Genomic DNA, 21,578 nt, shown 5'->3' with positions numbered 1-21,578 from the left:
AGGGTATGAATATGATAGAAGAAAAACCCTGGAGGCTTAATTACGATGAAAAAATGGAGACTTCGTAAGCTAATCCCCGTAATATTGATCGTAGCAGTGTTGGTTATAGGATTACGCTCTTTACTGTTCGCTAGCTATGTAGTTGATGGTGAATCCATGCAACCAACCCTTTATGATGGAAATCTGCTTATGGTAAATAAAGTAATTTATGATTTGACACAGGCCGAACGTTTTGATGTCATTGTATTTCATGCAAATGAGGAAGAGGATTACGTGAAAAGGGTGGTCGGCCTACCCGGTGATGAAATTTCCTATGAGAATGATAAACTTTACATTAACGGCAAATACGTGGAGGAGCCATTTCTCGAGTCATATGTAAAGGCAAGTGAAACAAAACCGTATACGTCAGATTTTACATTAGACGAAGTTACGGGTGAAAAAGTAGTGCCTAAAGGAAAGCTTTTCGTTATGGGAGATAACAGGCAGGATAGTCTTGACGGTAGAGCGTTTGGTTTTATCTCGCAAGAACAACTTGTTGGGAAAGTAGATATTAAATATTGGCCATTGAACAAAACAAGTTTAAGTCTTGGCAAATAGCTAGGAGCTTCCATCTTTGGTAAAATAGAAGGTGGAAGCTTTTTAAGTTATCCTTTAGATAAATTGGACGGATTGTTTTAGGAAATTTAATATAGAGGGCTGTGTATTATGACCAGCCCTTTTCTTAATATGAGAGTTTTACGCTAGTGTTTACACAATGTAAAAACATAATTTATAGCTAGGAAGCCATGACGACTTAGTTGAACTTTTGTAATTGCAAGGATAAGGAAAACATACACATTCGCTAAAAGAGGAGCGAACGCGGTTTTATCTAATAAATAGAAAATGGGGGAGAAGAATTATGGGACTCCGATTTTTAGCAGGAAGAGCGGGCACAGGAAAAAGTGGTAGAACGATAGACGAGATAAAAGCGAAACTACAGGAAGACCCACAGGGATCGCCTATTTTTTATATTGTGCCAGACCAAATGACATTTCAGCAGGAATATGAGTTATTCCATGATAAGGAGATGGTTGGCAGTATCCGCGCACAGGTTTCTAGCTTTTCTAGACTAGCCTGGCGTGTATTTCAAGAAACGGGGGGCGGAACTAGACAATTTATTAGCTCTGTTGGCGTACAGATGATGCTGCGTAAGATTATTGAGGAGAAACAGGGTGACTGGCGTGTCTTTCAAAAGGCCATTGAAAAACAGGGCTTTTTAAAACAACTGGAAGTTATGATCACGGAATTCAAGCGTTATAACATTACCCCTGAATCCCTTCATCGGCAAATGGATGACATCAACCAATATGTTCATAAAGAGCCCGGAGAAGAAGCACTTGTTAACAAATTAGATGATCTTCAATATATTTATGAAAAATTAGTTACCGCACTGCAAGAAAATTATATAGACAGCGAAGACCAGCTCCAGCTTCTAGCAGATAAAATCCATGAAGCTGCTTCTTTAAAGCAGGCGGAAATCTATATTGATGGCTTTCACCAATTCACTCCGAATGAGCTAAGGGTCGTTGAGGCATTGATGAAGCAATGCAAACGGGTGACCATCGCTCTAACGGTCGACCGTCCCGAGGAGACGGAGATTTCGGAACTAAGCTTGTTCTATCAAACGACCGAAACGTATCACGTAGTGAAGCAGATAGCAGAAGAGAACGGAATTGTTCAGGAAGAAACGGTTGTGTTAGAACCGAAGTATGGAAGATTTCAAAGTCGGCCATATTTTGCCCATTTAGAACGTCATTTTGATACTAGACCAGCTCCCAGCTACGATGGAGACGTTCCGATTAAAATTAGGGAAGCAGTTCATCCACGGGTTGAAGTAGAGGGAGCAGCACAGGAGATCATACGTCTTGTAAGAGAAGAAAACTATCGCTATCAGGACCTCGCTGTTTTCCTGCGTGAGACAGACACATATCATGATTTGATTAAAACGGTATTTAGTGATTATGACATACCTGTATTTATTGATGAAAAAAGAACGATGTTAAATCATGCATTAATTGAACTGATTCGCTCTGTTTTAGATATGGTAGAAGGAAATTGGCGGTACGATGCTATTTTCCGAGTGTTAAAGACTGGCTTTATTCCTGCAACCGATACCGAATATCCCCTGACAGCTGATGCAATTGATGAACTTGAAAACTATGTGCTGGAATATGGCGTTCGTTCGAGAGAGCGTTGGATGGGCAAGGAAGAGTGGGTGTTCCAGCGTTTCCGGGGATTTGATGAGACAGCACAGACAGATACAGAGAAGGCAGTCCAAACCCGTGTTAATAAATATCGCCAACAGGTGGTACAAGCTCTACAGCCATTTGATGAAGCGATAAGACAGGCAACAACCATACGAGAGAGGGCGATAGTCCTTTTCACTTTCTTGGAGGAAATAAAGGTCCCATCCACACTTGAAAAAATGCGAGATGTATATGATGAGCAAGGAGATGTTGAAAAGGGCCGTGAACAAGATCAGGTTTGGACAGGGATACTACAGCTACTGGATGAGATTGTGGAAATGGCTGGAGATGAAACCATGACATTGGATACATTCAGGGCAACGCTGGACGCAGGGTTTGAGACCCTAACCTTTGCACATGTGCCCCCGACGATTGATCATGTCATCGTGGGAACTATAGACCGTTCGAGAATTAGCGGAATTTCCTGCACCTTTTTACTTGGCGTGAACGAAGGAGTTTGGCCAATGAAACCTCAAACTGATGGCATGATTAGTGAACAGGAAAGGGAATTGCTTGCAAACCATGGTCTACAGCTCGCTGATGGTAGTAAGCGCCAATTACTCGATGATTGGTTTTATATGTATATTGCCTTCACAGCTGCAAAGGACAAACTATATGTCAGTTATCCGCTTAGTGATGGGGAAGGGAAGTCAAAAATGCCCTCCCAGCTCATTAAACGAATAGAGGATCTATTTCCAGTTTGCTGTGATCATTTGTTACTACAGGATCCTGAAGAGCTTGTGGAGGCAGAGCGCTTTATTACAACGCCTGTGAAAACAAGATCTGCTTTAACTGCCCAGCTTGCGCGTAATCGTAAAGGATATCCGGTACAGCCTGTGTGGTGGCATGTATTGAACTGGTATGTAAGCCATCATGACAAATACAGCACAACGTATAATGTACTGCAAAGCTTATATTACGAGAATAGGCCACTAGATCTTTCTTCCAAAACAGTGCAAGAGCTTTATCCGAAACAGGTAAAAGCAAGTGTATCTAGATTGGAAACCTATTATCGCTGTTCCTATCAGCATTTTGCCAAGTATAGTCTCGGGCTTGAGGAAAGAAAAACGTATAAACTGGATGCTCCTGATATCGGGCAGCTTTTCCATGAGGCATTAAAAACAATTACGGAGTGGATACGGACCGAAGGGAAAGACTTTGCTCAGTTGTCTAAGCAAGATACCGATTCCTATGCACAAAAAGCAGTAACCAATCTAGCGCCAATTCTACAGCATCAAATATTGCATAGCTCCAATCGTTATAAATATATTCAACAAAAATTACAGGAAGTCATTGCCCGAGCGGCCTTTGTGTTAAGTGAGCAAGCGAGACAAAGTAATTTTTCTCCAGTGGGTTTGGAACTAGCATTTGGTGCAGGACAGACGCTTCCGCCACTTAATTTGCCATTGCCGAATGGGTATGAGTTACAACTCCGGGGAAGAATTGACCGGGTAGACAAGGCGTTAAATCAACAAGAATTATACTTGCGAATCATCGATTACAAATCTAGCGCAAAAGGGTTAAACCTAATTGAAGTATATTATGGCCTAGCCTTACAGATGCTCGCTTACCTAGATGTTGTTTTATCCCATTCGGAACAGTGGCTTGGGTCAAAGGCAACGCCTGCTGGGGTGCTTTATTTCCATGTTCATAACCCAATGATTTCAGGGAATCAGAAACTGCACGACGAAATAATTCAAGAAGAACTCTTTAAAAAATATAAAATGCAAGGTTTACTCTTGTCGGATGAAGAAATTGTTAAAATGATGGATACATCCTTGGATTCTGGTTCGAGTCAAATTGTACCTGCTGGGATGAAAAAGAATGGTGGTTTTTATAACTATTCAAAGATTGCTGACAACGAAACATTTTCCAGTCTCCAGTCGCACATTCATCAGTTGATGATGCAGGCAGGAATCGATATGACAGCGGGTGGCGTACACTTGAATCCATACCAGCATAAACAGAATGTGGCGTGTACGTACTGTCCTTTTCAGTCTGTGTGTCAGTTTGATCCACAATTAGAGACAAATAATTATCGTAAATTATCAGATATGAAAGACGATGAAATACTAGAGAAAATTCAGCAGGATCTCACACGTTAGGGAGGAGGAAGTAGAATGGTTAAATGGACCAAAGAGCAGGAAGAGGCTATCTATACAGGAGGAAAGGATGTTCTTGTTGCCGCAGCAGCCGGTTCTGGAAAAACAGCGGTACTCGTAGAGCGGATTATCCAAAAGCTATTAAATAAACAGCATCCTGTGGACATTGATTCTCTTCTTGTTGTGACGTTCACCAATGCAGCAGCACAAGAAATGCGCAATCGAGTTGGCGAGGCCTTAGAAAAGGCGTTGGCCGAAGAGCCGCATTCTCAGCATTTAAAAAAGCAAGTCTCCTTACTACAACGAGCTTCTATCTCCACATTGCATTCTTTCTGTTTAGATGTGGTGAGACAGTATGCGTACTTGCTTGATATCGATCCATCATTTCGGATTGCGAACGATATGGAAGCAGATTTAATTAAGCAGGAAGTAATGGACGACTTATTTGAACAATGGTACGGCGAAGAGGGAAGTGAACAGGCGGCTTTCTTTTCTGTCGTCGATCGATTTTCCAATGACCGCAGTGACGCAGAGGTGGAGGATTTGATTTTAAACCTGTATACCTTCGCCGTGCAAAATCCAAACCCTGACAATTGGCTAGACCAGCTTGCTGACACCTATGCTGTCTCTGAAAGTTGGGAAGAAAATACCCTTTCGTGGCTAACCATTATGAAACGGGAGGTTCGCAGCCAGTTTAATGCAATGGAAGAAGAGATGCAACTGGCCATGGATATGACAAAGGAAAGTGATGGGCCATACCAATATGCAGAAACCATTGAGTTAGATTTAACAGGATTACAAGAAGCGAAGGCTCATTTAGAGGACTGGAATATGCTCCAAGAGTATATGGTGAAAAGCACGTTTGCCAAGCTATCCTCAAAGAAAATGGATTGTAATGAAACGAAGAAAAAGAAGGTTAAAGCGTTACGCGATAGCTACAAAAAACGATGGAATGATATGAAGCAAGGATGGTTTAGCCGTAATCTCGAAAGCCATGTGGAGGACATGAGGGAACTTGCACCTGTGATCAGAAAGCTAACAGAGTTGGTAAAAGCGTTCAAAGAAGAATTTTCTAAACAGAAAAGAGAAAAAGCAATTGTAGACTTTTCAGATCTGGAACATTTTTGTCTGCAATTGCTTATGGAAGAACCAACAACACAGGATGAACCAGTACCTTCCCAGGTCGCCATTCAGTTTCAGAAGAAGTTTAGTGAGCTGCTTGTAGACGAATACCAAGACACAAACTTAGTACAAGAAACACTCTTACGTCTGCTCAGTGATCAAACTGGACCAGGGAATATGTTTATGGTAGGAGATGTAAAACAGAGTATTTATCGTTTCCGACATGCTGAGCCGACCCTTTTCATTGAAAAATACAAACGCTTTGCCAAGGAAGAAGAACAGGGACAGCGTATCGACCTTGCAAGCAATTTCCGAAGCAGAGAGGATGTTTTGGTTGGAGCAAACTATATCTTCCGACAGATCCTTGATGAAACAGTGGGAGAGGTAGATTATGACCAAAACGCTGAACTAATCTATGGAAATAAAATGTATGACATGTTGCCGCACACAGAACCAGCACCAGAACTGCTTATCATCGATCGAGAAGCAGAAGAGGAAAAAGATGACGATAGTGGAGCAGAGGATTATCGTGATTTGGAAAAGGCCCAAATTGAAGCAAGAGCCTATGCCGAGAAAATAAAAGGCTGGATCGGACAGAAGCACACGGATCCCTTACAAGTAGTTGACAAGGCAACCCAAACACAACGGGATATGCAGTATCGTGATGTCGTAATACTAATGCGATCCATGACATGGGCTCCAACGATTGCCGATGAGTTAAAAAAGCAAGGGATCCCCGTATATGCCGAAATCTCAACTGGATACTTTGAGGCCATTGAAGTAAAAATAATGATCAGTTTATTAAAAGTGATTGATAATCCAAGACAGGATATTCCCCTTGCATCCGTCCTTCGGTCACCAATTGTTGGCTTAACGGAAGATGATCTAGCCTCCATTCGGCTTGCTGGCCGAAACAAGGGTTTTTATGAAGCCTTAATGCAGTTCAAAAAGGAACAAACAGGACCTGTTGCTGATAAGTTAGAACAGTTTTTAATTAAATTAAATGCTTTCCGTATGGCCGCAAGCCAAGGGGCGTTATCAGATTTAATTTGGGATATTTTCCGGGAAACTGGCTATTATGACTTTGTTGGTGGGATGCCTGGTGGAAGACAACGTCAAGCTAATTTAAGAGCGTTGTATGACAGGGCGAGGTCCTATGAAAATACCTCTTTTCGTGGTTTGTTCCGTTTTTTACGTTTTATTGAGCGTATGGAAGAGCGAGGAGATGACCTTGGAGCGGCTCGTGCATTAAGTGAACAGGAGGATGTGGTTCGAATTATGACCATCCATAAGAGTAAGGGGCTTGAATTTCCTGTTGTTATCCTTGGTGCAATGGACAAGCAATTTAACTTAATGGATCTAAACCAAAAGTACTTGCTGCATAAAGATCTTGGTTTTGCTAGTAAATATATTGATCCTGTGAAACGTATCACATATCCGACATTGTTTTTCCAGGCCTTGAAGCAGGAAAAACTTCGTGAGTTGCTTGCAGAAGAAATGCGGGTCCTCTATGTTGCCCTAACACGTGCGAAAGAAAAACTTGTCATGATAGGGAATGTTGCTTCCTTCGAGAAAAAGCGGCAGAAGTGGGAGAAAATGCTCGACCATTCGGAATGGGTGCTGCCCGCACATTATCGTATGGAATCCAAAACCTATTTAGACTGGGTGGGGCCTGCACTAATCCGTCATCAAACAACAGAGATATTGCGAGAAGAAGAACTACAGGATGCTGTACTTGATGAAATACGTGTTGATCCTTCCAGCTGGAATGTAAATGTAGTACATGGTAGTGAATTAGCCAACCTCGATGAAACGAATGACGAAACAGAGCTCTCATTGCGTGAAAATCTGGAAGCATGGCAACCTGTTAAAGTCGATGATGAGCAATTAGCTGATACTGTTGATGAGCGACTATCCTATCAATATCCTTATATAGAGGCTTCAAAATCAAGGGCGAAACAGTCCGTCACGGAAATAAAAAGACAGCGGGAGCTGAAGGATGAATATAGCGCAGACCAGCTTGTTACACCATTTAAAGCACCGATTGCAAAAAGGCCACTTTTTATGCAAAAAGAGAAAACCGTCACTGCAGCTGAAAAGGGGACAGTGTTACATACTGTAATGCAACATATCCCTTTAACAAAAGCCTTAAACCGCTTGGAGATAGAAACATTTATTGAAGAATTGGTTGAGAGAGAAAAGCTGACACGTGATGAGGCGTTTATAGTGGACAAGACTGCTATTGAACATTTCCTCCAAACGGATATTGCGCGCTTTATGATGGAAGCACCTATGGTAAGAAGAGAGGTCCCCTTTAGCCTGTCTCTCCCGACAAGTGAAGTATATGCCAATTGGGAGAATCCTATAGAGGAGAGAGTTTTGGTGCAAGGTGTGATTGACTGTCTAGTCCCATATGGGGATGGTTGGATTATTTTGGATTATAAATCAGATGCCATTCATGGCGAGATGACTGATAAGATGAAACAAAAGTTGATTAATCGGTATAGCACCCAATTAAAACTTTATCGACATGCCATAGAGAAGATTTGGAAAAAACCTGTAAAGGAAACATACCTCTATTTCTTTTCCAAACAGCAATTGATAAAAGTACCTATAGAAGAAAAAAACTAAACTCTTAGTTTTCAAGTTAGAGCATAATATGAGGAAGGAACAGGAGAATCTCAAAGAGGTTCTCCTGTTTTTATGCATTTGCAGTTACATTTTGGTCGTTAACATCAGGGTCAAATGGATTAGTAGAACTTACACCGTTATTCGTACAAATAAAGTCACCGGTATTTAGTGACCCAGAACCGGAGTTTGTCTTTGACGTGCTTTTCGGAGAGAGGTAAAATGCATCACCAAAATTCACAACTCCGCCGCTGATACTGTTGATTTTTAGTGGTCCGACAATTGATGGCATATCAACACCTACTATTTAAAAAATTGCTTAAGACAGTCTATGCAACCATGTTAAAAATGCAACCTATTTAAATGGAATTTTGTAAAATAACTAATCCATAAGTTTACGAAAGTGCTTTAACCAGGCAACTGCTTCTAAGTGGCGTAAACTGCCAACTTGCATAATAGAAGAAGTAGTTACCCCAACGACTTTGACACGTTGAACATGTATATTCTCGTTATGTTGGTATGTTTTCATTTGCACGTTGTTTTTATTTGATACAACAATTTTAGGTTCCATTTTAAAAAGAGGGTAATCTTCGAAGAATAGCTCATCCTTTTTAGTAAAATAGGAACCTTCCTTTTGTAAAGCAATCCCTCTAGATATTTGCTTTGAGGTTTCAGTGTCTCCAATCGAAAGAATTCCACTGAAGTTTACGGTATTAACCTGTATTTGATTGACAGAAGCGATTCTCCTGTTCATGATTTTCTCCTTTATCCCGCCTAAACTGGCAGTAAGCCCCCCACTTTGAGAATGTAAGGGAAATCAAGGATCCTAAATGGGGGATCAACTGCCAAGAAAGGTCAGATTCGTTTAGCTAACATTTGGTGTGGTGGGTAGGGAAACCACACCAATGAAGTTTCACTTTATACCCCGGATAGCGGTACAATGTTCCCAACTGTGTAGGACTCAGGAGGGGTGTCGAAGAAAGAATTCATTGTCATTGCTTCACTGTCACCAATCAAAAAAACAGATGAAGCCGAAACATTTTCTAATTCTATGTTCCCGACATTTAGCCCCCAATTATGCACTTCAAATATCATGTTTTTCCTCCTTTAATCTGATGATTGCATGTATACAGTTAGAGAGTGGTGAATCTCTTCTTTAATATGGCTACTTATATATTCGCGCAGAGCGGAATCGTTGGATCCGATCTTTTCATCTGCAGCCTTCTTTTCATAAAAGGCAATTCGACTCGGGAGCTGCTTGATGATATCCTGTAGCAAAATACCTTGATAGGGCTTATCTATTTTTCTATCATATTCTTCGGAAAGATTGCGAATGAGTGCAGGCCCTTCCTGTTCAACAAAGTTGGACAGTTCAGAAACTAACTGTTGTTTGAAAGGTTGTGTGACTTGTGGTAACGACTGATCAGGCATGCTGAAATCTTCCATATCCTGTGGAGACATGCCAATATGGAGCGTCCCATTTAAGTTCTCTATTTTTAACTGATCAAATTTATATTCAATTTTTTCAATTCGATTTGTCTTTTGTTCGTTCAGGTTTGATTGTAACTGCTCTAGCTTTTGGGTGAGCTCCTGAATTTTTTTATCCTGCTCTTGTACATAACCACTAAGATTATTAAGATACGTAGTCCAATCTGAGCCATTCACAGGGCGTCCCTCCTTAGCCTGGTTATAGACGAATGCCTAGAATCAGTTTATGCAAGAAAGGAGGAGTCGTGCATGCTTAATCAGACAGTGGGATGATTGGACCGGCTTGCTGGGATGCTTCGACTGCATCTATTGCTTCCGCTTCTTCGGCCACTTTGGTAAATTCACCAGTATTATAGACGGCTGACTGGGTCTGAAAACTCCCGGTGCTGCCAATTTGCAAGACAGATGAATTCGTTACGACACCTACTTTTATCATATAAATACTAATTGATTGATGTACCGTTATATTCATTATAGCTCCCCCATTTAAGAAGTAATGGATTGGTCTACTTGGTCTGGATCATAGACGTAGGTAGTTGAATTAGCCAGATTAACTCGAATTCCGTCGCCTGAATTGAAGGAGCCACCACCGGCATAGGTTTTTGCACTACTCTCAGGGTTCATTGAATAGACATCCCCGATATTGAAAATACCGGATGAAGAAACGTTAATGACTTTCACTGCCCCCACCTTTGCTGGCATATGATCTCCTCCTTTCTCTTTAGGTTATGCCTATTTCTTGAAAATGTTGAAGGAATATAAGGCCCCAGTGGAGTATTCCTATATAAGAGGTTGTTCAAAAAGTCCGGTAAAAATGACACATCGAATTTCTTCGTTGGCTTGCTTTTCCATTCCTCACGTATTAATTACATACGTTCCGGTATTCAAAGCTACACCGCCTCGAACTTCTTGGTCCTTTATAACCTCCTTTTGAACACATGCTATAATAAGAAGTACACAAAGGAAAGAAGGGATAGAAATATGGCACAATATCCATCTCCTCTAAAGGAAACAAATAGATTACAATGGATTGATGAAGCAAGAGGGTTCGCCATATTCGGTATATTTGTCGTAAATATTGGCGCATTCAATGCTCCTTACTTTTTATATGGGGGAGCAGAGACAGCTTGGACATCTTCAATTGACCAATCATTGAGGCTTATAATAGATATCTTTTTTCAAGCAAGCTTTTATACATTATTCTCTTTATTGTTTGGCTTTGGAATTCAGCTCATGAAGGAAAGACTTGAGATGAAATCATTATCGGCATATCCAATTCTAGGTAGAAGGTTAGGAGCACTAATATGCTTCGGTCTCGTCCACGCATTTCTAATCTGGCACGGAGATATTTTGCTTACCTATGGATTAATTGGTTTGCTACTTTTAGCTTTTATAAACGTAAGGGGGAGGACAATGCTGAGTTGGGCATTCCTTCTAATGGGAATGACGGTTGGGCTGCTTAGCATTTCCTTATACCAATTCCGTGAATATATCGGACAACCTAATCTTTTTGCTGCAGAACAGGCACTTTCCAACTACCAAAGTGGCAATCTCATTAAAGTATGGGAACAAAATTATGTAGATTGGCTTTATGCAAACGAGGGGATAAGTTATCTATTATTAATAGGAACACTGTTGCCTTTGTTTTTAGTTGGCATGTTCATCGCCAGACAACGGTGGTTACACGAACCAAAAAAACATCAAGCAACATTGCGTAGGGTATGGTTTGTTTCACTTCTCATGTTTGCTGGCTTAAAAGCGGGGCCATATTTATTTGGTAATCCAGCTTGGTTTTCCATGATACAGGATAATATTGGTGGTGCGTTTTCTGCACTGTTTTACATTATTTCTATAACTTTTCTTTCTCAAATGGAAGGGGCAAAAAAGCTTCTCTTGCCTTTTCGATACGTCGGACGTATGGCGCTTTCCAATTACATAACGCAGTCCCTCGTCTGCTTCCTTGTATTCTATCTCTTCCGATTATACGGAGCCATGACCCCAGTGGGATTAATGCTTATGGTCCTGGTCGTTTATAGCATGCAGGCAGCCTTTAGTAAATGGTGGCTCACACACTATCGATTCGGTCCTCTTGAGTGGCTTTGGCGCAGCATAACCTATAAAAGAATCCAGAAGTTACGGCGAACAGAACAAGGGAAGTAAAAGGGTAGACAGATGGGGCAAAATAATTATATAAATAAAGACGAACGATTATAGAAATAATCTAATCGTTCGTCTTTATTTTATCACTCGAATTTATATGACGTTAACGTTTCTTATGCTTTAAGTACTTCTTTAATATGGCCAATTGCCCAGTCTAAGTCTTCTTTTTTAATTGTAAGAGGTGGGGCAAAGCGAATCACATTCTCATGTGTTTCTTTGCATAATAAGCCTTTCTCTTTTAGCTGTTCACAGTAAGGGCGTGCTGATTCAGTCAGTTCAACCCCAATAAATAATCCTTTACCACGCACTTCTTTAATTATTGGATTTTGGATCGACTTTAGTTCATCCATCATATAATTACCTAGTTCAAGAGAACGTCCTGCAAGATTCTCTTCCTCCAATACTTCCAGAGAGGCAATAGACACAGCACAGGCTAATGGATTCCCTCCAAATGTAGAACCATGGGATCCAGGATTAAATACGCCAAGAATGTCCTTATCTGCCACAATACAAGATATTGGAAATACTCCGCCACCAAGTGCTTTTCCAAGGATTAAAATATCAGGTGTCACATCTTCCCAGTCACAAGCAAATAGTTTACCACTTCTTCCAAGACCAGCTTGGATTTCATCGGCAATATAAAGGACATTGTTTTCCTTACATACTTCTAATGCTTCCTTTAAAAATCCTTCTGGAGGCATCACAATACCTGCTTCCCCCTGAATAGGCTCAAACAAGAACCCAGCAGTACTTTCATTGATTGCAGACTTTAACGCCTCAATGTCTCCATAAGGTATAATTTTAATACCAGGAAGCATTGGCCCAAAACCACGTTTATACTCTGCCTCAGATGATAGTGATACCGCTGTCATTGTTCTACCGTGGAAATTTCCTTCACAGGCAATAATCTCAGCTTTATCTTCTGATACACCTTTCACATCGTAGGCCCATCGTCTAGCAGTTTTAATTGCTGTTTCTACAGCTTCTGCGCCTGTATTCATTGGTAATGCTGCCTCTTTATTTGTTAGTTTGCAAATTTTCTCGTACCACGGGCCAAGCTGATCATTGTGAAAAGCGCGAGATGTTAACGTAACAGAGTCAGCCTGCTGTTTCAACGCTTCAATAATTTTTGGATGACGATGACCTTGATTGACGGCCGAGTACGCACTTAGCATGTCCATATAACGATTTCCTTCTGGATCTTCCACCCAAACACCCTCAGCATGGGAAATAACAACAGGAAGCGGGTGGTAATTTTTCGCACCATACTCCTGTGTTTGATCAATTATTTCTTGACTGTTCTTCATTTTCTAGCCCTCCCTGTAAAAGTACAATTCAAAACTAAGTATACCAGTTTTTTCTGTATTTTACTTACAGTTTAAAATGTTCTATAAAATGTCTGTTCCCAGATAGGGGAGATGTAAATCCTTTTTAAATGAAACTTTCTCCCTTACATGATATGATAGCGGTAGTTAAAATTAAAGATGGATGAAAGTGGAAGGAGTGTTTGCATGGCACATATGCATATTACCGCATGGGCATTAGCATTAATTCTATTAATCGTAGCATTAATCATGTACAAGCAGGGAAAGGCAAAACCCGGAAAAATCACACACATGATCTTACGCTTGGATTACTTATTTATTCTTTACACTGGAGGGACATTGCTCTCCAATTACTTCAGTGGAAGTGACATGCTTCCCGAGGCAATTGTAAAAGCAGTAGCAGGCCTTTGGGTAATCGTCTCCATGGAGTTAATTCTTGTAAAAACCTCCAAAGCAAAACCGGCAAAAGGGGCATGGATTCAATTAGTTATCGCCCTGCTTATTACTTTAATTCTTGGTTTTGGACGTTTGCCATTAGGAATTCTTCCATAAGAAAAGCAGTAAAAGCTGTTCTTTGTTTAAGACAAAGGACAGCTTTTTTTACTGCAAATCTATTTGATTGAAACTTTTTACTAAGCACTTACGTATATAAAGTAGTTGGAATATTTTGCGATTAGGGGAGGTGCCATTAGGATGAAACGGTTCGTGTTTATATTACTCTTCGTTTTATTGTTCGTATTTGTAGCAGGTTGCAATGCAAGCGATGGATTATCTGGCAAAACATTCAACGTTTCTGAACCCGCAGTAATTCAAGAGCAAGCAGATAGTCCAGATAAATATCAGTCTATAATGACATTAGAGTTTTTAGATGGAGAAGTATTCACTAATTCTATTAATAATGGAGAAGGAACATATGAATTAAAAGAAGATGAACTTCTGGTTCATTTTAAAAATGACAATGAGAATTTAGCAATAAACTTTACAGTTAAAGAAAGTAATAAAGATTTCAGCGATTATTCTGCAGTAATTAATGATGTTAATTATGAAATTACGGATTCAAATAAAATAAGCCACTTTGAAAATTTGTCTTATAAATTAAGTAATAATAAATCAATGGAATTCATAAAAAAATAGCAAGAAAACACCAAGTCGATTTCTATCCTGTAGGATTCGACTTTTGTTATGTTAAACAAATAAGCTATTTTGAAGTAAATACCATTCCGTTTATGCTAGAATCTAATTGGAATGATAATCATAAAATAATGTAAAAAAAGTGAGGACTCACGATGATAGCAAAGACTGAAGAAGATTTTAATGGATTAAAAGAAATAGGTAAGATTTGTGGAGCAATTCGGGATGAGTTAGTCCGTTGCACCAAACCAGGCGTTACGACAAAAGAGCTTGATGGAATTGCTGAGAGAATGTTCGAAAAAGCAGGAGCTTTTTCTGCCCCAAAGGGAGAATACGATTTTCCTGGCCATACATGCATTAGCGTAAATGCAGAAGTTGCGCACGGTATCCCCGGGGAACGGATCATTCAAGAAGGTGACCTTGTAAATGTTGATGTTTCAGGTTCGAAAAACGGATATTTCGCCGATACCGGGATTTCCTTTGTGGTTGGGAAGGGAGAGGTGATTTTACAGAAAATATGTGACGTTGCAAAAGAAGCTTTCGACGCTGGACTTAAAAAGGCAAAGCCAGGTTCGAAAAAAAGCGCGCTCGGAAAAACTACACACAATGTAGCAAAACAGCATGGTTTAACTGTAATAAAAAATCTTACTGGACACGGCATTGGGCGTTCTATACATGAAGCACCAGACCATATTTTCAATTACTACTCTCGTTGGGACGACGAAATTTTAAAAGAGGGTATGGTAATTGCCTTTGAGCCCTTTATCTCTACATTGGAAGAGGAAGTTTACCAATCTGATGATGATTGGACCTATCTAACTGATGAAAGCTTTGTGGCACAATATGAACATACGATTATTTTAACAAAGGAAGGTCCAATTATTACTACCTTATAAGAATATTAAAGCCGCAATAAACCACGGCTATTTCTAATATAAAGAATAACCAATATTAACTGAGGGGGGATATTTTGAAACAGAACTCACTCCAAAGTATTGAATATCAAGTTGCCTTATTAGTCCGTCTTACAACAGCTCATAGCCCGAAGTTGGGTAGTCTGGACCGTTCTGAATACCTTATATTGTATGAATTGCAAAAAAGCGGGGCTTTAGGAATCAATGTACTGGCTGAACAATTAATGGTAAGCATTTCCACCGCTAGTCGACAGGTCAGTAATCTGGAAACGAAAGCATATATTACCAGACATGCAGATCCTAAGAATCGACGCATTAGCCTTTTGCAAATTACTGAAGAAGGAAAAGCCGCATTACGTAAGGTACAGGAGGCGCGTGCTACCGGTTATGATGAGATTCTTAAAGAGTGGTCTCAAGAGGAACTCGAACAATTGGAAATGAACTTGGAGCGCCTTAATCAGTCTTTTAAAAGTTGGAAGAAATAATTTTTTTAACAGATATTTGGGCATGATTATTCAAGAGCGAATGATCATGCTTCTTTATTATTCTGGCAAATATAACTTTCGTTGGGTAGGATGAAGAAAAGTTGGTCAAGCTATATTTTTTTTGGCTTATTTATTGTATAATACAACTTGCTCAATACAAATTAATTTACTAAGAAATCAATGTTTCTTGTAATTCATGGGAGGAAAATAGATGAGTCAACAGATTCATACAGTAAAATCAGTGAAAGGTAAAACTGCGATACCTCAATATTTGGTTATCTCTTTCCTGACGATATTCGCAATAGGAGCGCAGTATTTTTCTAATCTTTCTTATGTTTTAAATCAGGGAGTAATTCAAAGTGGTCTCCACATAAGTTCAGATCATTTACTTTTCCCCTCTATTTTGTCAAATCTGGCATTTGCCCTCGGTGTACCACTCGGTCCTGCTTTTACCAGGAGATTAGGGCTACGTAAGAATTATCTACTGTTCACTTTAGTATTCTTATGTGGTTCGGTTATTGATATGATGTCTACAGGAATTGTGACATTGAGTATAGGTCGGGTAATTCAGGGGATTGGATCAGGTATTTTATTTTTAACAATCCTACCAGTTAGTTTAAGATCGTTTCCGAATAAAATCAGAAACCTATTTCTATTTATGATTATCACTGGATTGTTCGGCGCTAGCGCTCTCGGAGCACTATGCGGTTCGTTATCTTTGTACACAGATGCATGGAGATGGCTGTTTTTACTAAATGTCATTGCATCCCTGCTATGCTTCATCATTGGTTATTTCCGATTGCCGAGACAAGAAGAGCAAGCGCAGGATCAAAGCCTATTGGATAAAAGAGCAGTAGTGCTGCTTTGTTCCACCATTCTGGCACTCGCAGTGCCATTGTGTAATTTGACTCATAACGGATTTTCATCCATTTATGTATGGCCATTTCTTAGTATCGCAATCTTATTGCTAGGCCTGTTTATTTATGTCGACCTAAAAGCAGAAGCACCATTGGTTCCTTTTCGATCACTAAAGTCTGCAAAGCCTGTCTCCGGAACAATCATGGCTGTCGTTTCCCATTCTTCTCTAATCATTGCTATTGCTGGTATCAATGGTTTTCTGCTTAATAATATGGATCTTTCATACATGAATCTAACTTATTTTTATTTTTGGTTCCTTGTTGGCATTATAGGAAGTGCTATTCTTAAAACGCTGCTCTTTGATAAATTCGGGGCGGGGGTTTTAGGAATTTTAGGATCTCTTGTGGTGATATATGTGAGCTTCCAATGGCGAGTGATTGGGATAGACATTTCTCTGCCATTCTTATATTTTCAAATCGCATGTCTTGGATGTGGAGTAAGTATGGTTCTTGTATCAGGGGCTTTGGGAACGGCTTTAGCAGGCGATATCCATAAAGCATCCCATCGGTCTGCTACATTGCACTCTATTCGCAATTTTATAGGTGCGACGCTTTCTCCATTTATTGGCTGGCTCTTGCTTAGACAGAACACAATCCATTATCAAAAAATTAAAGGGAATTTAAACGTGGAAGATTCGTCCAGGCAGTTGGAAGTGGGCTTTAAAAAATCTGCTATACTTGGTGCTTACCATGACCTGTTTACACTTTTACTCATCCTCGGAATCATTATGCTTCTCGCATCAGGCGCAAAAATGATCACCGGGAAAGGGAGACCACTCGTTAAGAAAGAAAAACAAATGCTTCAGAGTGAGTAAACGAAGGTCATTAAAAATTTTCACGACTCAAATTATAGAATCGTCTTTAAACCTTAATATGATTAGGGTTTAGGCGATTCTTTTTTTACATTCAACATATAGAAGGGTGAATTATTAAAAGGTGAATCTTGACAATCGCTGTTCACTTTCAATCCTTCATTCATGAATTATTTTTAACAATCAGGAGTCAAGCATTGACTATTTGTTTAAATAGCGAATAATAGGACAAGAGAAAAGCTATGTTGGAGGAAGTAATAATATGAAAAAAGTTATAGGTTTGTGGTTGGGTATGGTTGTCTTATCGATCGGCTCCCCTATCTCGATATCAGCTGATAAGGTGGATCGGGAGTTGGATGAGGAAATTATATATTCGATTCTAGTTGATCGTTATAATAACGGAGATGCCGATAATGATGAGCAGGTTAGACGAGAAGATCCTCATGCATATCAGGGAGGAGATATACAGGGGATAATCGATAAATTGGATACATATGAAGAATTGGGTTATACCACGCTTGTATTATCCCCATTAATGGAAAACGCACCAGATGGATATCATGGCTATTGGGTGGAGGATTTTTATGCTGTTGATTCCCAACTTGGAACGTTGGAAGATATTCAGAAACTGGTTTCAGAGGCACATGAAAGAGACATTAAGGTTGTAATGGAGTATGTCACGAATTATGTAGCCACAAGCCATCCTCTTGTAGAAGATCCTGAAAAACAGGATTGGATAAAAGACGACCAGGCTCCTGACACACCATGGGGGGATAATGTTATCTCGCTTAATCAGGAAAACCCTAAGGTAGAAGAGATGCTTATTGATGCAGCAAGTTTCTGGGTTAATGAAACAGGAATAGATGGCTTAAAGCTACACGCTGCTGATCAATCATCCCCAAATTTCCTAGAAAAATTTACGGAAGCAATGAAAGAAATTGATGAAAATATTTACTTACTAGGTGATGTACTAAACAACGATATAGTAACCGCAGATCTGCCACAAGGCACTGGTATACAGAAATGGGATGATCCTTCGTTAAGAGCTACGATTGTATCAACTTTTTCTGAACCTGGAAATGCAGTAGCTGATATATATGAACAGCAAGAGGGAAGCGATATCGGACTCGTCTACGTAGATGATCAATCAACCAAACGTTTTACACAGGTATTTTCGGAAAATGGGCGAAATGCCTTAACGACTTGGTCACTTGTTCTAACGTATATGTATATGACACCAGGCACACCATCGCTATTTCAGGGATCCGAACTACCTATGTATGGGTCAAGTACAGAAGAAGTTCAGGAAATGGTGAAGTTTAATAGCGGGGATCCTGACTTAACGGAGTTTCATAACCGTATTTCATCACTGAAAAAGCAATTCCCTGTATTTTCACATGGTGACTTTGAGCTGGTTGAGTCGAGTGGTGCGATGAGTATTTTTAAAAGAAGTTATGATAATCAAACTGCTTATATTGCGATAAATAATGGGGAAGAGACAGAGACTGTAACATTATCAGACATTGATCAAGATAAGCAGCTAAGAGGTTATCTCCATGATGATACAGTGCGTGTAGGAGATGATGGCGCATTTAAGGTAGGACTTTCTAGAGAGAGTGCTGAGGTGTATATCGTTCAAGAAGATACGGGTTATAATTGGTTGTTTATCGGCTTTGTCGTTGCAGTATTTATCGTATTTATAGTAGGGATAATAATCCTTAGCAGAAAGCAAAAAAGAAAGAGTGTCTAAATAAACACCCTTTAAGCGCAGTCTTATAAAAAGTCTGACTTAAAGGGTGGTTTTCATTTAACATGTTTTATCCATTCAGAACGGTGCCACCATTCACATGTAACATTTGCCCACTGACATAACTGGAATCCTCTGATGCTAAATAAACATAGGCTGGAGCCAATTCCTGCGGCTGTCCAGGCCTTTTCATAGGGGTCTGGCCACCAAAATTGTCCACTTTTTCTTCTGTGAAGGTAGAAGGGATAAGTGGTGTCCAGATTGGTCCTGGCGCTACACCATTGACGCGAACCCCTTGATCTGCTAGTGCACTAGAAAGGGAGCGTGTAAAGGAAGTAATGGCTCCCTTTGTTGCAGAATAATCAATCAGGTCTTTACTTCCCTGATATGCTGTAATGGAAGAGGTGTTTATAATAGAACTACCTTTTTTTAAGTTAGGCAATACAGCCTTTGTGAGATAGAACATACTGAAAATGTTCGTGCGAAATGTCTTTTCCAGTTGTTCGCTCGTGATGTCCATAAAGCTCGCTTGGGGGTGTTGTTCAGCTGCATTATTAACTAAGATGTCGATCTTCTTAAATTTCTCCATCGTCTCCGTTACTGCAGCTTCACAAAATGATTGATTGCCAATGTCTCCACTGATAAGCAAGCATTTTCTTCCTGCTTGTTCTACTAATCGTTTTGTTTCTTCTGCATCCTCATGTTCATCTAAATAAATGATTGCAACATCTGCGCCTTCTTTAGCAAAATGTAGGCTTACTGCTCGTCCAATCCCACTATCTCCACCTGTAACAAGGGCTACCTTATCTTTAAGTTTATTGCTTCCCTGATAATTCTCACGGATATACTCAGGTTCTGGATTCATTTTCGATTCAATTCCCGGCTGTTTATTCTGGTGTTGCGCCGGAGGTGTTTCCTTACCATTCTTTTTTTCCATTCCCATTTCAATAATTCCTCCTTCAACCATGTTTCGTATTAACTATCTTCCCCGAAAGTTTATAAACAAACCATGGAAGGAGAACTTGGCCTGTTACAGTTTAGTCTCTAAGCAATAAAGGAATGGAAAAAAAGACGTATTCACAATAGCTCGAATACGTTAGTTTACTTATACCCTATGGAATTGATCATGAGAAGACACAGCGCCTTCTTTATTAAGAAAGCGATAGATTTCTTTATAAACTAGAAGGTCAATCTCTTGGGAAATATATTTCATCTGGTAATAGTCTAGCAAAGCATGAATGGAATCAGGTGCATGGCTTCGATCATTTTCATAGCTAGTGACCAATGTATTCATCAGCATCTTGTCACTCCTCCGTAATGTTGTCCACTCTGTTTTACACTATATGAGCAATAGGAGGTTTTCATGTGGAAATGTTGACGAAGTGGCTTTACGGTAAATAAGCAAAAGTGTGACATGAAGTTCATTATGTAAGTATTATATAAGTATTTTAGGCTATGTTGTTATTATAGATAGCCACGATTTGTCTCAATGGAAGCAGGTAGGTAGGGGACGAAGATAGGAAAATAAAAAAGGTCTGACCGAAGCAGACCTTTTTTATTACTTAGGAGAAGAATTTAAAAAGAATAGTGCGATCGTTCCTGGACCTGAATGAGCGCCTATAACGGACCCAACCATTTCGATTACAATGTCTTCTTTGGCTGTTCCAAATCTTTCTTGGATTAGGCTGGAAAGTTGTTCAGCTCTTTCAAGGTCATCACCATGGCTTATACCGATAAGTTGGTTCGTAAAGTCTGTTCCGCGTTCCTCCATAATATCGAGCATGCGGTTAAACAGCTTTTTCGATCCCCTGATTTTTTCTAATGGTACAAGTTTACCATCTTCAACATGAAGGATTGGTTTTATTTTTAATAGGGAACCGACAAATGCAGCAGTTTTACTAACCCGACCGCCGCGGTATAAATATTCTAGGTCATCCACAGTAAAAATATGTTCCATATGGGTTGCATGGAATTGTGCAGATTGAATAATGTCTGTTGCGCTAGCTCCATTCTTGGCAGCCTTGGCTGCATAGAGAACTACAAGGCCGTAGCCAATCGAAGCGCATTTTGTGTCCACCACATCAATTGGGGCGTTAGGATAGGTTTCTTTTACTTCTTGAAGCATCATTTTGGCTGTTTGATATGTACCTGAAAGCTCTGAGGAGAATGCCAGATATACCAATGGCTCGTTTTTCTCAGCATAGGCTGTAAATAAATTATGGAATGTCTCTGGAGAAACCTGAGAAGTTTTTGGGCTTTTTCCTTGGCGCATGGCGTCATAAACAGTCTTTGGCTGAATTTCAACATTGTCTTTGTATTCTTTCTCATCCAAATGAACAGTTAATGGTACCATTTCAATGTCAAATTCGTTATAATGGTTCATTGACAAATCTGTTGCTGAATCAGCAAGAATTTTTACCAACATTGTATCACCTGCATTTCTATCATTATTTCTTCTAGTT

General features: G+C 39.8%; 20 protein-coding genes. 10 read left to right on the top strand and 10 right to left on the bottom strand.

The features are described 5' to 3' along the window. Nucleotides 1–45 precede the first annotated feature (45 nt). The 3 genes from lepB (at nucleotide 46) to addA (ending at nucleotide 8,140) form a co-directional block, all read left to right on the top strand. Nucleotides 46–597 carry a signal peptidase I gene (lepB, locus tag AC6CHS_RS13545; RefSeq protein WP_498236865.1) on the top strand — a complete coding sequence of 184 codons (552 nt, stop codon included), beginning with the start codon at nucleotides 46–48 and terminating at the stop codon, nucleotides 595–597. A gap of 301 nt (nucleotides 598–898) precedes the next feature. Further along, on the top strand, nucleotides 899–4,390 hold the full coding sequence (gene addB, locus AC6CHS_RS13540; protein ID WP_498236863.1) for a helicase-exonuclease AddAB subunit AddB: 3,492 nt from the start codon (nucleotides 899–901) through the stop codon (nucleotides 4,388–4,390). A gap of 15 nt (nucleotides 4,391–4,405) precedes the next feature. Further along, on the top strand, nucleotides 4,406–8,140 hold the full coding sequence (gene addA / locus AC6CHS_RS13535) for a helicase-exonuclease AddAB subunit AddA (protein WP_498236861.1): 3,735 nt from the start codon (nucleotides 4,406–4,408) through the stop codon (nucleotides 8,138–8,140). 70 nt (nucleotides 8,141–8,210) lie between these two features. Here addA and AC6CHS_RS13530 read toward each other — a convergent pair whose 3' ends face one another. From AC6CHS_RS13530 to AC6CHS_RS13505, 6 genes are all read right to left on the bottom strand, one after another. Beyond that, nucleotides 8,211–8,429, bottom strand: coding sequence for a spore germination protein (locus tag AC6CHS_RS13530; protein WP_106896281.1), 219 nt, complete (start codon nucleotides 8,427–8,429; stop codon nucleotides 8,211–8,213). Between the two features lie 90 nt (nucleotides 8,430–8,519). Then, nucleotides 8,520–8,891 carry a spore germination protein GerPE gene (locus AC6CHS_RS13525; RefSeq protein WP_498236859.1) on the bottom strand — a complete coding sequence of 124 codons (372 nt, stop codon included), beginning with the start codon at nucleotides 8,889–8,891 and terminating at the stop codon, nucleotides 8,520–8,522. Nucleotides 8,892–9,055: 164 nt separating this feature from the next. Then, nucleotides 9,056–9,232, bottom strand: a complete 177-nt coding sequence (locus tag AC6CHS_RS13520; protein WP_058951230.1) for a spore germination protein GerPD — start codon at nucleotides 9,230–9,232, stop codon at nucleotides 9,056–9,058. Nucleotides 9,233–9,244: 12 nt separating this feature from the next. Then, on the bottom strand, nucleotides 9,245–9,802 hold the full coding sequence (gene gerPC, locus AC6CHS_RS13515) for a spore germination protein GerPC (RefSeq protein ID WP_498236857.1): 558 nt from the start codon (nucleotides 9,800–9,802) through the stop codon (nucleotides 9,245–9,247). Between the two features lie 76 nt (nucleotides 9,803–9,878). After that, nucleotides 9,879–10,097 carry a spore germination protein GerPB gene (locus tag AC6CHS_RS13510; RefSeq protein WP_498236855.1) on the bottom strand — a complete coding sequence of 73 codons (219 nt, stop codon included), beginning with the start codon at nucleotides 10,095–10,097 and terminating at the stop codon, nucleotides 9,879–9,881. 14 nt (nucleotides 10,098–10,111) lie between these two features. Continuing rightward, on the bottom strand, nucleotides 10,112–10,327 hold the full coding sequence (locus tag AC6CHS_RS13505; RefSeq protein WP_036573977.1) for a spore germination protein: 216 nt from the start codon (nucleotides 10,325–10,327) through the stop codon (nucleotides 10,112–10,114). Between the two features lie 279 nt (nucleotides 10,328–10,606). Here AC6CHS_RS13505 and AC6CHS_RS13500 point away from each other — a divergent pair, with 279 nt between their 5' ends. Next, on the top strand, nucleotides 10,607–11,785 hold the full coding sequence (locus tag AC6CHS_RS13500) for a DUF418 domain-containing protein (RefSeq protein ID WP_498236853.1): 1,179 nt from the start codon (nucleotides 10,607–10,609) through the stop codon (nucleotides 11,783–11,785). A 113-nt stretch (nucleotides 11,786–11,898) separates the two neighbouring features. Here AC6CHS_RS13500 and AC6CHS_RS13495 read toward each other — a convergent pair whose 3' ends face one another. Then, nucleotides 11,899–13,092, bottom strand: coding sequence for an ornithine--oxo-acid transaminase (locus AC6CHS_RS13495; protein WP_498236851.1), 1,194 nt, complete (start codon nucleotides 13,090–13,092; stop codon nucleotides 11,899–11,901). 204 nt (nucleotides 13,093–13,296) lie between these two features. Here AC6CHS_RS13495 and AC6CHS_RS13490 point away from each other — a divergent pair, with 204 nt between their 5' ends. The 6 genes from AC6CHS_RS13490 to AC6CHS_RS13465 all read left to right on the top strand — a co-directional run bounded on the left by AC6CHS_RS13490 (nucleotide 13,297) and on the right by AC6CHS_RS13465 (nucleotide 19,119). After that, nucleotides 13,297–13,662, top strand: coding sequence for a YisL family protein (locus tag AC6CHS_RS13490; RefSeq protein WP_498236850.1), 366 nt, complete (start codon nucleotides 13,297–13,299; stop codon nucleotides 13,660–13,662). 141 nt (nucleotides 13,663–13,803) lie between these two features. After that, entirely contained in the window at nucleotides 13,804–14,244 is a 441-nt protein-coding gene (locus tag AC6CHS_RS13485; protein ID WP_498236848.1) for a hypothetical protein, read from the top strand. Between the two features lie 152 nt (nucleotides 14,245–14,396). Further along, entirely contained in the window at nucleotides 14,397–15,137 is a 741-nt protein-coding gene (gene map, locus AC6CHS_RS13480; RefSeq protein WP_498236846.1) for a type I methionyl aminopeptidase, read from the top strand. Nucleotides 15,138–15,211: 74 nt separating this feature from the next. Beyond that, a complete protein-coding gene (locus AC6CHS_RS13475) occupies nucleotides 15,212–15,640 on the top strand; it encodes a MarR family winged helix-turn-helix transcriptional regulator (protein WP_498236844.1) in 429 nt (142 codons plus the stop codon). A 211-nt stretch (nucleotides 15,641–15,851) separates the two neighbouring features. Continuing rightward, nucleotides 15,852–17,372, top strand: coding sequence for an MFS transporter (locus tag AC6CHS_RS13470; RefSeq protein WP_498236842.1), 1,521 nt, complete (start codon nucleotides 15,852–15,854; stop codon nucleotides 17,370–17,372). A 259-nt stretch (nucleotides 17,373–17,631) separates the two neighbouring features. After that, nucleotides 17,632–19,119 (top strand): alpha-amylase family glycosyl hydrolase, encoded by a 1,488-nt coding sequence (locus tag AC6CHS_RS13465; RefSeq protein WP_498236841.1) that lies wholly within the window; start codon nucleotides 17,632–17,634, stop codon nucleotides 19,117–19,119. A gap of 67 nt (nucleotides 19,120–19,186) precedes the next feature. On the opposite strand, the gene AC6CHS_RS13460 is transcribed toward AC6CHS_RS13465, so the two are convergent. The 3 genes from AC6CHS_RS13460 to AC6CHS_RS13450 form a co-directional block, all read right to left on the bottom strand. After that, complete coding sequence (locus tag AC6CHS_RS13460) at nucleotides 19,187–20,059, bottom strand: SDR family oxidoreductase (protein ID WP_498237343.1); 873 nt, start codon at nucleotides 20,057–20,059, stop codon at nucleotides 19,187–19,189. Nucleotides 20,060–20,221: 162 nt separating this feature from the next. Next, entirely contained in the window at nucleotides 20,222–20,416 is a 195-nt protein-coding gene (gene yppF, locus AC6CHS_RS13455) for a YppF family protein (protein ID WP_498236839.1), read from the bottom strand. 258 nt (nucleotides 20,417–20,674) lie between these two features. Further along, nucleotides 20,675–21,541, bottom strand: a complete 867-nt coding sequence (locus AC6CHS_RS13450; RefSeq protein WP_498236837.1) for a DegV family protein — start codon at nucleotides 21,539–21,541, stop codon at nucleotides 20,675–20,677. Nucleotides 21,542–21,578: the final 37 nt, after the last annotated feature.

Source organism: Oceanobacillus sp. GQ8 (assembly GCF_059758495.1).
This window is presented reverse-complemented; position numbering and strand designations above follow the sequence as displayed.

Bases quoted from the DNA above. Each gene is read 5' to 3' on its own strand.
- AC6CHS_RS13490 (WP_498236850.1), top strand. From the start codon at position 13,297: ATGGCACATATGCATATTACCGCATGGGCATTAGCATTAATTCTATTA.
- AC6CHS_RS13505 (WP_036573977.1), bottom strand. From the start codon at position 10,327: ATGCCAGCAAAGGTGGGGGCAGTGAAAGTCATTAACGTTTCTTCATCC.
- lepB (WP_498236865.1), top strand. From the start codon at position 46: ATGAAAAAATGGAGACTTCGTAAGCTAATCCCCGTAATATTGATCGTA.
- AC6CHS_RS13520 (WP_058951230.1), bottom strand. From the start codon at position 9,232: ATGATATTTGAAGTGCATAATTGGGGGCTAAATGTCGGGAACATAGAA.
- AC6CHS_RS13470 (WP_498236842.1), top strand. From the start codon at position 15,852: ATGAGTCAACAGATTCATACAGTAAAATCAGTGAAAGGTAAAACTGCG.
- AC6CHS_RS13510 (WP_498236855.1), bottom strand. From the start codon at position 10,097: ATGAATATAACGGTACATCAATCAATTAGTATTTATATGATAAAAGTA.
- addA (WP_498236861.1), top strand. From the start codon at position 4,406: ATGGTTAAATGGACCAAAGAGCAGGAAGAGGCTATCTATACAGGAGGA.
- AC6CHS_RS13495 (WP_498236851.1), bottom strand. From the start codon at position 13,092: ATGAAGAACAGTCAAGAAATAATTGATCAAACACAGGAGTATGGTGCG.
- AC6CHS_RS13485 (WP_498236848.1), top strand. From the start codon at position 13,804: ATGAAACGGTTCGTGTTTATATTACTCTTCGTTTTATTGTTCGTATTT.
- AC6CHS_RS13450 (WP_498236837.1), bottom strand. From the start codon at position 21,541: ATGTTGGTAAAAATTCTTGCTGATTCAGCAACAGATTTGTCAATGAAC.
- AC6CHS_RS13460 (WP_498237343.1), bottom strand. From the start codon at position 20,059: ATGGGAATGGAAAAAAAGAATGGTAAGGAAACACCTCCGGCGCAACAC.
- AC6CHS_RS13465 (WP_498236841.1), top strand. From the start codon at position 17,632: ATGAAAAAAGTTATAGGTTTGTGGTTGGGTATGGTTGTCTTATCGATC.
- AC6CHS_RS13500 (WP_498236853.1), top strand. From the start codon at position 10,607: ATGGCACAATATCCATCTCCTCTAAAGGAAACAAATAGATTACAATGG.
- map (WP_498236846.1), top strand. From the start codon at position 14,397: ATGATAGCAAAGACTGAAGAAGATTTTAATGGATTAAAAGAAATAGGT.
- yppF (WP_498236839.1), bottom strand. From the start codon at position 20,416: ATGCTGATGAATACATTGGTCACTAGCTATGAAAATGATCGAAGCCAT.
- AC6CHS_RS13525 (WP_498236859.1), bottom strand. From the start codon at position 8,891: ATGAACAGGAGAATCGCTTCTGTCAATCAAATACAGGTTAATACCGTA.
- addB (WP_498236863.1), top strand. From the start codon at position 899: ATGGGACTCCGATTTTTAGCAGGAAGAGCGGGCACAGGAAAAAGTGGT.
- AC6CHS_RS13530 (WP_106896281.1), bottom strand. From the start codon at position 8,429: ATGCCATCAATTGTCGGACCACTAAAAATCAACAGTATCAGCGGCGGA.